9 protein-coding genes and 1 pseudogene are annotated in these 11,422 nt (G+C 72.6%); 4 read left to right on the forward strand and 6 right to left on the reverse strand.

All coding sequences use genetic code 11. The annotated features are described in order from the left end of the window. The first annotated feature begins 207 nt into the window (after window positions 1-207). Window positions 208-1,176, forward strand: a complete 969-nt coding sequence (locus HO151_RS01575; protein WP_173894341.1) for an aldo/keto reductase — start codon at window positions 208-210, stop codon at window positions 1,174-1,176. A 65-nt stretch (window positions 1,177-1,241) separates the two neighbouring features. Continuing rightward, entirely contained in the window at window positions 1,242-1,589 is a 348-nt protein-coding gene (locus HO151_RS01580) for a MerR family transcriptional regulator (protein ID WP_173894342.1), read from the forward strand. Between the two features lie 46 nt (window positions 1,590-1,635). Here HO151_RS01580 and HO151_RS01585 read toward each other — a convergent pair whose 3' ends face one another. From HO151_RS01585 to HO151_RS01605, 5 genes are all read right to left on the reverse strand, one after another. Next, window positions 1,636-2,739: a glycoside hydrolase family 43 protein gene (locus HO151_RS01585; RefSeq protein WP_173894350.1), complete on the reverse strand. Its 1,104-nt coding sequence runs from the start codon at window positions 2,737-2,739 to the stop codon at window positions 1,636-1,638. A 294-nt stretch (window positions 2,740-3,033) separates the two neighbouring features. Next, the gene (locus HO151_RS01590) at window positions 3,034-4,074 is read right to left on the reverse strand and encodes a MerR family transcriptional regulator (protein WP_173894343.1); all 1,041 of its coding nucleotides are present in this window, start codon (window positions 4,072-4,074) and stop codon (window positions 3,034-3,036) included. A 3-nt stretch (window positions 4,075-4,077) separates the two neighbouring features. Beyond that, window positions 4,078-4,797 (reverse strand): HEAT repeat domain-containing protein, encoded by a 720-nt coding sequence (locus HO151_RS01595; protein ID WP_217422765.1) that lies wholly within the window; start codon window positions 4,795-4,797, stop codon window positions 4,078-4,080. A 66-nt stretch (window positions 4,798-4,863) separates the two neighbouring features. Further along, window positions 4,864-7,161 (reverse strand): 2Fe-2S iron-sulfur cluster-binding protein, encoded by a 2,298-nt coding sequence (locus tag HO151_RS01600; RefSeq protein WP_173894345.1) that lies wholly within the window; start codon window positions 7,159-7,161, stop codon window positions 4,864-4,866. Between the two features lie 12 nt (window positions 7,162-7,173). After that, complete coding sequence (locus HO151_RS01605; protein WP_217422766.1) at window positions 7,174-7,938, reverse strand: siderophore-interacting protein; 765 nt, start codon at window positions 7,936-7,938, stop codon at window positions 7,174-7,176. A gap of 147 nt (window positions 7,939-8,085) precedes the next feature. Here HO151_RS01605 and HO151_RS01610 point away from each other — a divergent pair, with 147 nt between their 5' ends. Beyond that, window positions 8,086-8,766, forward strand: coding sequence for a TetR/AcrR family transcriptional regulator (locus HO151_RS01610; RefSeq protein WP_173894347.1), 681 nt, complete (start codon window positions 8,086-8,088; stop codon window positions 8,764-8,766). Window positions 8,767-9,095: 329 nt separating this feature from the next. Continuing rightward, window positions 9,096-11,147: a phosphocholine-specific phospholipase C gene (locus HO151_RS01615; RefSeq protein WP_173894348.1), complete on the forward strand. Its 2,052-nt coding sequence runs from the start codon at window positions 9,096-9,098 to the stop codon at window positions 11,145-11,147. Window positions 11,148-11,186: 39 nt separating this feature from the next. Here HO151_RS01615 and HO151_RS06950 read toward each other — a convergent pair. Further along, window positions 11,187-11,422: pseudogene (locus HO151_RS06950) on the reverse strand (hypothetical protein); the annotation flags it as partial.

Here is an 11,422-nt window from a genome sequence, read left to right on the forward strand (position 1 = left end):
CGCGCCGGTCCGGGGCCCGCGGCGCGGGGTTCGGGGTCCGGGGTCCAAGCTCCAAGCTCCAAGCTCCGGGGTCCAAGCTCCGGGGTCCGGGGTCCGGGGTCCGGGGTCCGGGAGACCCTGCCCCCGGGCCCTGCTCGCGACGCCGCGGAGGCGCCCGGCGTGTGCGTCGCGGGCGGGCTTGACCTGGAGCGCGCTCCAGATCCGAGCATGGAGGGCATGTCCACCACGCACCCCACCACGCATCCCACCACCTCCCGGATCGTCCTCGGAACGATGGACTTCGGCACCCGCGTCGCCCCGGACCGGGCCTTCGCGATCCTCGACTCCTTCGTCGCCGGCGGCGGTGTCTGGCTCGACACCGCCAACTGCTACTCCTTCTGGGCCGACCCCAGCGGTGTCGGCGGCGCCAGCGAGCGCCTCATCGGGGCATGGCTCCGGACCCGCCCGGGCGTACGCGACCTGGTGCGGATCGCGACGAAGGTCAGGCAGAACCCGCTGGTCCCGCACTCCTGGCCCGAGAGCGCCGAAGGACTCTCCGCGCATGCCGTCCGCACCGGTGTGGAGGAGAGCCTGGAGCGCCTCGGGACCGACCACGTCGATCTGCTCTGGGCCCATGCCGAGGACCGTGCCGTGCCGCTGGAGGAGACGGTCGGCGCCTTCGGCGAACTGGTCGCGAAGGGAACGGCCCTGCGGGTCGGGGCGGCCAACCACGCCGCCTGGCGCGTGGAGCGGGCCCGGTCGCTCGCACGGGAGCGGGGCGTCGAACCGTGGACGTTCCTCCAGTTGCGCCACTCGCTCGTCCAGCCGCGCCCGCTCACCCCCGTCGCCGAGGCCGGCCACCGCATGCTCACCGCGGAGGACCTGGACCTCGCACGCGAGGAAGGGCTCGCCGTGTGGTCGTACAGCTCGCTGATGTGGGGTTCCTACGTACGCACGAACAAGCCGCTCCCGCACACCTATGATCACCCCGGAACGGCCCGGGTGCTCGCGGTCCTCGACGACGTGGCCGGCGAACTCCGGGCCACGCGGAACCAGGTCGTCCTCGCATGGCTGATGCGGCAGGGCATCGATCCCATCGTCGGCGCGAGCCGGGTGGAGCAGATCGAGGAGGCGCTCGCCGCGCACCGTGTGCGGCTCGACGACGAGCACCTGGCGCGCTTCGCCGAAGCGCGGTAGTACGGCAGCGCGGCAGCCGCAACGGACGCGGCAGCCGCGACAGCACGGTCACCCGAGGAGCCTCCATGACCACCCTCACCCCGGCGGCGGCCGCCGACCGGACCGGCGTCTCGCTCGACACGCTGCGCTACTACGAGCGTGAAGGGCTCATCGGCCCGATACGGCGCACCGCCGGCGGGCGCAGGCAGTACACCGAGGACGACGTCTTCTGGATCGGCCTGGTCACGTGCCTCCGCGAGGCCGGTCTCGGCATCGCGGACCTGCGGGAGTTCGTCGTCATCCTGCGCGGCGAGCACTCCCCGCAGGACCGGGTCGCCTTCCTGCGCGAGCGCCGTGCCGCCCTGCGGCAGCGGGCGGCGGCGCTGCACCGGGCCATGGAGGTCCTCGACGAGAAGATCGCCTACTACAGCTGAACGCCGCCGCCCGCCCACATCGCTCACATCATTCGGATCGCTCGGATCACTCGAAGAACTTGATGCTCCAGCCCGTGTTGGTGTTCGCCCCGGGCACGTTGGACCGTGAGTACGTGGTGTTGCCCCACCACGCGAACGTCCCGGTGTACCAGTAGCGGTTGTCCCACGAGTACGGGGTCCCCTTCGGGACCGCGTGGAACATCAGGGGGAACCTGGGACCCGCCGGCGGACTCGTGTTGATGTCGCCGTTCAGCAGGACGAACGTGTGGTGCCCGGGGCCGTTCACGTACAGCGTCGGGTCCCAGCCGGGCATCATCGTGGTGCGGTTGGAGCCGAACAGGCAGCCGTTCGACTTGTACCAGTCCCATACGTAGGTGGGGTCACCGCCGGCCCGCAGGCGCAGGTCGGCGATGCAGTACTGGTCGCTCCAGCTGCCGTTGGCCGAGTACGTGATGTGCAGCTGGCCGTTCGGGTCCTTGATCGCTTCCGGGCTCTCGTTGATGAACGGGTTGCCGACCACGCGCTCCCAGCTCTCACGCGGCTGCGAGATGACGTACCGTCCGCCGGTGGGAGTCGTCGGGCTGCTCATACGGGCGATGTAGAGGTTCTGCTCGACGTTGGTGTCGCCCGCCCAGCCCGACCAGACGAACCAGCGCTGCCCCCCGAAGGTGAACAGGGTGCCGTCGATCGCCCACTTGCCGTCCGGCAGGGCGAGCTGCGTCTCGGCGCTGTAGCCGCTGTCCGGGGCGGCGGAGCTGATCACGTACATGCGGTGGGCCGGTCCGCGCCCGGCCGTGAAGTAGATGTAGTACCTGCCGTTGTCCATGACGATCTCGGGGGCCCAGACCTCACCGCGGTCGCGGGTGTCCGACCAGACCTTCCGGGCGGGAGCCGAGGCGAGGGCGTCGGTGGAGGCGGCCTGCCGTACGACGATGCCCCCGTCGGCCGACTGGACGGAGACATAGGTGCTGCCGACCCTCAGCACGCTGGGGTCCGCGGCGCGGAGGCCCGTCTGCCCCTGCGGCGCCGCCTCCCGTGCGGGGGGAGCGGCGCTCTGGGCGGTGGCGGGGGACGAGAGGGACAGGGGGGCGGTCAGCAGGCCGGCCAGCGCCAGGGCGCCGAGGCCGGAGAAGCAGCGGAACAGTCTCATGGGCTCTCCCTGGTACGCCTCCACCCCGGCGACGCCCGGCCGGTGGGGGAACGCCGACGCGAGACGCCGCCAGGTCACGATCGCGGAAGGAGGCTGTGGGGGTGGGGGGATCCTGCTCGTCACGGTCCTCCACGATCGCTTTTACATCGATGGAAGAGCGCTCTCACAGGATCCCGACGGCCACGTTCCCTGTCAACGGCCCGTCCGGGCACAGTTCTCCCGGCAGCGACGCCCGATCGGGGACGTCGGCGGGTGCCGCATCCAGGGACGTCAGCGTGTGCCGGATCAGGGACGTCAGCGTGTGCCGCGCAGCCGGAGGAGGTACGCCGCGGTCAGTGCGACGGCACGGTCCCCGTCCCGGGACAGCTCCACGAGGGCACGCGACGCCGTCCGCCCCGGAACGGCGGCCAGCGCCTGGGTCAGCCGGCCGCGGGCGGGCGCTCCGGTGGTGTCGTGGGCGAGGCGGTCGAGGAGACCGGTCGCGATCCGGTCCGCCGTCGCGCTGTCGTGCGCGAGCACGCCCAGCGCGTCCGCCGCGTCGGTGTCGTTCCTCCCCTGCACGATCATGTCGATGAGTGTCGGGAGCGCTTCGGCGACCCCGCGGGGGTCGATGAGTGTCGGGAGCGCTTCGGCGACCCCGCGGGCCCCGAGCGCCAGGGCCGCGTACCCGCGGACCGTGTCGTCGGGGCTCGCGAGGGCCGGGCGCAGCCGCGCGGCGGCCTCCTCGCCGGGCAGTTCGGCGAGGGACCGGACGGCCCGTTCCCGCACCGCGGCCACGGGGGAGTCGAGGCCCTCCGACAGCAGTGCCGGGCCGCCGTCGCCCGAGCGCGCCAGTGCCCATCGAAGGGCTCCGGCGACGTTCGGCTCCGTCTCGCCCAGTACCGCCTCGACCAGTGCCTCCACCGGCACCGCGGCCCCGGCCGAGGAGAGGGCCGCGCGCTGGCGCACGTCGGCGCTCTTCGAGCCCAGGGCCTGGAGGAGGGCCACGACCCGGAGCACGTCCTCCCAGCCGCCGGGATCCGCGGCGTCGATCCGGTGCAGCCGCGTCAGCAACTCGGTCTCGGCCGCGATGCGTTCGCGCGTCCGGCGTACGAGGTCGCCGACGAGCGCCGCGGGCGTGAACCCCGGGTCGTCGAGCACCCGCCCGATCTCACGCAGCGACAGCCCCAGCGACCGCAGGCTCTCGATGTGGAAGATCCGCCGGATGTCGTCCCCCGAGTACTCCCGGTAACCGGAGCCCGTGCGACCCGAAGGCCGTACCAGTCCGAGCGACTCGTAGTGCCTGAGCATGCGGGCACTGACTCCGGACCGCCGCGCCACCTCACCGATCAGCACGCCCTACCGTCCCTCCTGGCCGGACCCGCCGAGGGCCACGACGCGCTTCGCCTCCTCGATCGCGAGGTCGAAGCCGGCGTCCGGGTCGCGCAGCAGTCGCCGGGTGGCGAGCGCGTGCGCCCGTACGCGCGGATCGGTGTCCGTCGTCGCGGCACGCAGGGCCGGTGCGATCACCTCGCCCAGCGCGACCAGCGCCCGGCTGAGACTCAGCTGCGTCTCCCGCCCGCCGCGCCCGAACTGCGTCGCCAGCGCCGCGGCCAGGGTGGGCTCCCCGCCTTCCGGTACGAGCACCACCGCGGTCCGCCAGGCGCTGCGGGCCACCTCGTCGTCGGCGTCGGACAACACCGCCGGGGTGATCGCCGGCCACGCCCGCCGGTCCCCGATCTTCGACAGCGTGTGCAGCGCCTGACTCCGTGCCTGCGCCCGCTCCGAGCGGACTTCGCGGACCAGCGCGGGGAGTGTCACGGAGACCGGGTGACGGGTGAGTGCCCAGGTCAGCATGTCGCGGACGAAGAACTCGGGCTCGATCGCGCACCGCTCGACGAGCCGGCCGACGAAGCGCGGGTCGGGCGCCGTGCCGATCGCCAGAGCGGCCCGCAGCCGTACGGACGCGGTGTCGTGCTCCAGCCCGCGCAGCGCCCGCACCGCATCCGCATTCGTATCCATGTCCCCATCCATGTCCCCATCCACGTTCGTGTCCGTGTCCTGTCCCGTGACCGTCATCGAGACCACCTCCTCGGCACGCAGTGAAGACCCTGTCACTGTGTCAAGGTCAAACGGAGCCCGCGATCAGGGGGCCGTGATGTCGAGGGTGACCCCCGACAGGGGACGGCCCACGCAGGTGAGCACCCGGCCTTCGGCCTTCTGCCGGGGCGTCAGGCAGTTCGGCTCGTTCTGCGCGACCTCTCCGCCGCGCAGCCGCACCGCGCAGTCGCCGCAACTGCCGACCGTGCAGGAGTACGGCATCGGGAACCCCGCGGCCAGGCCCGCGTCGAGGAGGGTCCGGCCGGGCTCGACGACCACCGTGCCGACAGGGCGTCCGTTCTCCTCGACGGTCATCTCCTGCGGCGCCGCCACCGCGGACCCGGTGTCCGCCGCGCTGGTGTAGCGCTCGTGGTGCACCCGTCCGTCCGCGACGCCGAGTCCGGACAGGACACCCCGTACGGCGTCCATCAGCGGTGGGGGACCGCAGACGTAGTAGTGGGCGTCCGGGGCCGGTGACAGGTCCGCGATCCAGCGGCGTACGCCGTCCGCGTCGAGGCGTCCGTCCCGGTGGGTCAGGACATGGGTGACCGACAGCCGGCCGGGGTGGTCCTTTGCCGACCGGGCCAGCTCGTCGGCGAAGACGGCCTCGTCCGCGCTGCGGCTGCTGTACAGCAGCGCGGTCCGGCCGTGACCGGGCGTGACGGCGAGCCGCGTACGGATCATGCTCATCATCGGTGTCACGCCGCTGCCCGCCGCGACGAGCACGATCTCGTCCGGGGCCCCCGGTCCGAGGTGGAAGGAGCCCGACGGACCGCGCACCGCGAGGCGGTCGCCGGCGCGCAGGTCCCGGTGCACATGGGTGGAGAACCGGCCGCCCGCCACGTGCTTGACCGTGACCTCAAGACGGGACAGTCCGGGCACCGACGAGGCCGAGTAGGCCCGGCGCACCGGGCGGCCGTCGATGTCGGCGACGAGGGTGAAGAACTGGCCGGGCAGGAACTCGAACGGTGCCCGGCCGCCGTCGGCGTCCTCCAGCACGAGGGTGACCGCGCTCGGTGTCTCCCGGCGCACCCCGGCGACGCGTACCTCCCGCAGGGGAGGTTCCCGCAGGGACTGGTCCCGTGAGGACCGCTCCCGGCCGCCGTCGTTGCCGGCAGGGCGCCGGCGCGGGAGACCGCGGCGCCACCCGCTCCCGCCGGACCGTCCGCTCCCGCCCGGCCCCCCGCCCGCGTCGGGCGCGAGGTCCCCGTAGCCTTCCTTCCGCAGCGCGGAACGGTACGCACGGTTCCCCGCCAGCCGCAGCAACCGGGTCAGCCCCGGGACCGCCCCGACCGCCTTCAGCAGGAACGCGGGCGGTCCGTCGGCGGCCCCGGCCGAACCGGCGGCGAGGTGCTTCCCCGCCAGCGCCATCAGGTCCGGTACCGTGCCGCGGTCCGGATGCGCGCCGGGGGTCCACAGCCGCGCACGCGCCACGGCGTCGTTGCCGGTCAGCTCGGCGTGCTCGACATCGATGAGCAGGGCCAGGTGCGGCGGCGTCCCGCGCAGTGACATCGTCCCCAGCAGCGCGGGGTCGTCGGTGATCGCGCCGCGGCCGCGGACGTGCAGCACCCCGCTGCGTCCCGGAACGAGTGCGGCGAGCGAGAGCCGGTCGTCCCGCAGCAGGTTGTGGAGCGTGTCGGCGCGCTTGTTGCCCCTCCGGTCCGGGATGACGAGAGTGCGGCCGTCCAGGATCCGTGCCACCGCCCGCCGGTCCCCGCGCGGACTCGTGTCGCTCCCGCCCGACGCGTCCCAGGAGGACAGGGCGAGGAACGGCGCCGCGGCCAGGAAGCCGGCGATGCCGGGGCCGCACAGGGGGCCGTCCCCCGCGATTCCGGCGACCGGCCCCGTCGGCCCGGCGGGTTCGTGGAGGGCGGGCCCGGCCGGGACGGGCGGCTGCCACAGGCCGGACCGGAGGACGGCCTGCGCGCAGTGCACGTACGCCTCCTCGACGTCGACGGTCGTCCCGGCCGTCGTCCCGGCGTCCTCGCGCGCCGCCACGGAACCGTTGACGCGCAGGATCTCGCCGACGCCCGGCAGGAGGAAGAAGAACGAGACGGGACCGCGCGGATCGCCGGGTTCGGACAGGGAGAAGGAGATGCGCGTCGGGGAGTGGACGCGGACGAACCCCGGTGTGCCGCCGATGAAGGTCGTCCTGCTGGTGCCGTCGGCGTCGCGGTGGCCGAAGGCCGCGATCGGACAGTGGGCGAGGACGGTCCGGCAGCCCTCGTCGAGAGAGCTGATCTGCTTGAGCATGACCATCGGCGCGGGACGGCCGACGGCCGTCCCGACCTCGTCCGCCGTCGTCAGCCGGCGCGGCGCGCCCGGCCGGTTCTCGTGCTGCATGGGGGATTCCTCTCAGCCGGGGGCGGACCGGCCCAGGCGCCAGTAACCGATGAACGAGATGTCCCGCCTGGGCACGCCGCGGTCGTCGACCAGCTGCCGTCGCACCGACGTGGCCAGCCGGGACTCGCCCGCGGCCCAGGTGTGGAAGCGGCCGGACGGCAGGGGGGCCTCGCGCAGCGCGTCCAGCACCAGGGCGCCGGGCCGCAGGTCCGCGCCGTCGCGGCTGAACCAGTGGACGCGGGTGCCGGCGGGTGCCCCGACGGGGCGGATGTCGGCCTCGGCCGCCACCTCCAGGTAGACCTCCGTGGGCAGTGAGGGCGGTGTTCCGTCGAGGATCGACAGGACGGCGGGCAGCGCGGTCTCGTCGCCGACCAGCAGTTGCCCCTCCGCGTGCTCCGGCAGCCGGTACACCGTGCCGATGTCGAAGATCCCCGCCGGGTCGCCCGGCGCGGCCCGGCGCACCCAGGACGACATGGGTGAGTCGCCGTGCAGCGCGAACTCGATGTCGATCTCGTCGTCCGCCGGCCGCGCACGCCGGATTGTCAGGTTGCGGACCCAGGGCCGGACCGACTTCGGCACCAGCATGAACTGGGCGATCCATGCCTCGTTCGAGACGGTCGGCATCCGCAGCGCGGTCTGCCCCTCACGGGGGAAGAACAGCCGGACCGCCTGGTCGGCGCCGGCGACGACGAGGTCCCGCACGGCCGGACCGCCGAGGGTGACGCTCGCGAACCCCGGTGTGAGGAACTCACGGCGGCGCACCTCCAGCGTGATCATTCTGCGTGGCCCGGGCAGCTGCACCTTGGGGATCACGAGAGCCTGCCCGTATCGGGCATGGCCTTGTTTTCGCAGGTCATGACAGTATTCTGAACAATTACTCAGCTCTTTGGCTACTCGCTTTCCGCGCCCCGAGGAGGCCCCTCCATGCCGTCGGCCGACCGCCGTCCCCCCGCACGTCGCAAGCCCCGCCAGGTGCGTGCCGAACTCACCCGCGAGCGCGTCCTCACCGCCGCTGCTCACGTTTTCGCCGAGTTCGGCTACGCCGCCGGCACCACCAACCGCATCGCCGAGCGCGCCCGAGTCTCGATCGGCTCGCTGTACCAGTACTTCCCGAACAAGGACGCCATCCTGGCCGAGCTGGTGGTGCGGCACATCGACCGCGGCACCTGGACGCACGCCGACCGGCTGGACCTGTCCGCCGGAACCCTGGAGGCGACGGTGCGGGCCCTGGTCCGCGACGCGATCGACAACCACCGCGACGATCCCCGGCTGCTGCGGATGATGATCGAGGAGGCGTCGTTCTCGCAGGAGCTGATCGACACCATCGACCGGCACAGCAGGAACCGCGTCGAGCAGGTGCGCGACCTCCTCGCCCGGCACCCGGACGTCCGCGTGCAGGACCTCGGCGCCGCGGCCGATCTGATCGTGTTCACCGTCGAGACGAACACGCACAGACGCATGGCGGTCCCGGGCGACGTCCCGGTCGAGACGTTCGAGAACGAACTGGTGGCCATGGTCACCCGCTATCTGAGGGGTGACGTCCGAGGGGCGACCGGCAGCCGCGGCGGGGCCGGGACTTCCGGCAGTAGCACCAACAGCCCTTGATGTGGATTCCTATCCGGAAAAACCCCGAAGGGCACGCGGCGCCTCTTACGGTGACGGCTTCATCAGGTGTCTTCTCGGGGCGGAAGCCGTTGACACGACTGCTCTTATCAGGTCCCCACCGGGCCCGGCCCCAGGGAAGCCGTCGACGGACTCCGTCACCTCCCGGTGAGGAGCCCGCCCCTCGCGTACCGCCGCGCTTCACACGGGGGCCACGCGGGCCTTCCGTGACGTTCGCTGCCCTTGGAACACTCCTCTCGCGCACGTTGCGGCATGCGCAGGTCCGTCCGTCAGTCGCATCCGTATCCGCCAGGACGAGAGGTCCCCCAGTCATGACCGAAGTGAATCGGCGCCGTTTCCTGCAGCTCGCGGGCGGCACCGCGGCGTTCACCGCGCTGTCGGAGAGCATCGCGAAGGCCGCCGCCATCCCCGCGGGACACCACCGCGGCACCATCGAGGACGTCGAGCACGTCGTCGTCCTCATGCAGGAGAACCGGTCCTTCGACCACTACTTCGGCGCGCTCAGGGGTGTCCGCGGCTTCGGCGACCCGCACCCGGTCACGCTCGACAACGGAAAGTCCGTGTGGCACCAGTCGGACGGCACCAAGGACCTGCTGCCCTTCCACCCGGAGGCCGACGACCTCGGCATGCAGTTCCTGGAGGGCCTGCCGCACAGCTGGCCCGACGGGCACGCCGCCTACAACGGGGGCAAGTACGACAAGTGGGTCCCCGCCAAGGGCGCCACGACCATGGCGTACCTGACGCGCGAGGACATCCCGTTCCACTACGCGCTCGCCGACACCTTCACCGTGTGCGACGCCTACCACTGCTCGTTCATCGGCTCCACCGACCCGAACCGCTACTACATGTGGACGGGCTTCACCGGCAACGACGGCAAGGGCGGCGGCCCCGTCCTCGGCAACGACGAACTCGGCTACGACTGGACGACCTACCCCGAGCGCCTGGAGGAGGCCGGGATCTCCTGGAAGGTCTACCAGGACATCGGCGACGGCCTGGACGCGGCCGGTTCCTGGGGCTGGATAGCGGACGCGTACCGCGGCAACTACGGCGACAACTCGCTGCTCTACTTCAACAAGTACCGCAACGCCGAGCCCGGCGACCCGCTCCACGACAAGGCCCGCACCGGCACCGACGCCCGCAAGGGCGAGGGCTACTTCGACCGGCTGCGGGCCGACGTCCTGGGCGGCACGCTGCCGCAGGTCTCCTGGATCGCCGCCCCCGAGGCCTTCTCCGAGCACTCCAACTGGCCCTCGAACTACGGCGCCTGGTACATCTCCCAGGTCCTGGAGGCGCTCACCGCGGATCCGAAGGTGTGGGCGAAGACGGCCCTGTTCATCACGTACGACGAGAACGACGGCTTCTTCGACCACCTGGTCCCGCCGCTGCCGCCGCGCTCCGCCGACCACGGCAGGTCCACCGTGGACGTCGGCCCGGACCTCTTCGCGGGCAGCGCGACCCACGTCGCCGGTCCGTACGGGCTCGGCCCGCGGGTGCCGATGCTCGTCGTCTCGCCCTGGAGCAAGGGCGGTTACGTCTGCTCCGAGACCTTCGACCACACCTCGATCATCCGGTTCCTGGAGCGCCGCTTCGGCGTCGAGGAGCCCAACATCTCGCCCTGGCGGCGGGCCGTCTGCGGTGACCTGACCTCCGCGTTCGACTTCTCCCGCAAGGACAGCAGGCCGGCCGGCCTGCCGGACACCGACGCGTACGAGCCGGCGGACAAGGACCGGCACCCGGACTACCGGCCGACCCCGCCCGCGCACCCGCGGCTGCCCCGCCAGGAGCGCGGCCTGCGGCTCGCCCGCCCCCTCCGGTACGCCCCGTGGATCGACGGTTCCGCCGACCCGGAGACCGGGAGGTTCACCCTGACCTTCGCCTCGGGAAAGAAGGCCGGCGCCTCCTTCCACGTGACGTCCGGGAACCGCACCGACGGCCCCTGGACCTACACCACCGAGGCGGGGAAGACCGTCTCGGACACCTGGAACTCCGCGTACTCGAACGGCTCGTACGACCTGACCGTGCACGGGCCCAACGGGTTCCTGCGCGTCTTCAGGGGCCCGGGGAGGACGGCCGGACCCGAGGTCACCGCCCGCCACGACGGGGACGACATCGAGCTGACCTTCACCAACAGGGGCGCCCGCACGACGACCCTCGAACTCACCGACGGCTACGGAGGCAGGCCCAGGTCGTTCAAGGTACGGCCCGGCGCCACCGTGCGGCACACCGTGGACCTGCGGGCCGGCAGGCGCTGGTACGACCTCACCGTCAGGTCCGGCGCGGACGGCTCGTTCCTGCGCCGCTTCGCCGGGCACGTCGAGAACGGCCGGGTGGGCGTCAGCGACCCCGCCATCGCCACGGTCTAGCGATGGTGCCGCGGAGGGCGGGCCGCCGGTCCGGGGCCGCTACAGGCGGGTGAGCCGGCAGTACCTCCGCTGTTCCGGCAGCAGCGGTTCGTACGCCGCCGGTACGGACGACTCCAGGGCGAGGACCGCCGCCACGGGGTGCTGCTCCCGCTCCACCGCCGGTGCCGGCATGTGCGCAGGCACCGGCACCGGCACCGGCGCAGCCGCGGGGGTGGAGCGTGACAGTGTCACCACGCCCCAGGCCGCGACCGCCGCGCCGGCCGCCGCGAGCAGCA

It is taken from the genome of Streptomyces sp. 8P21H-1 (genome assembly GCF_013302945.1).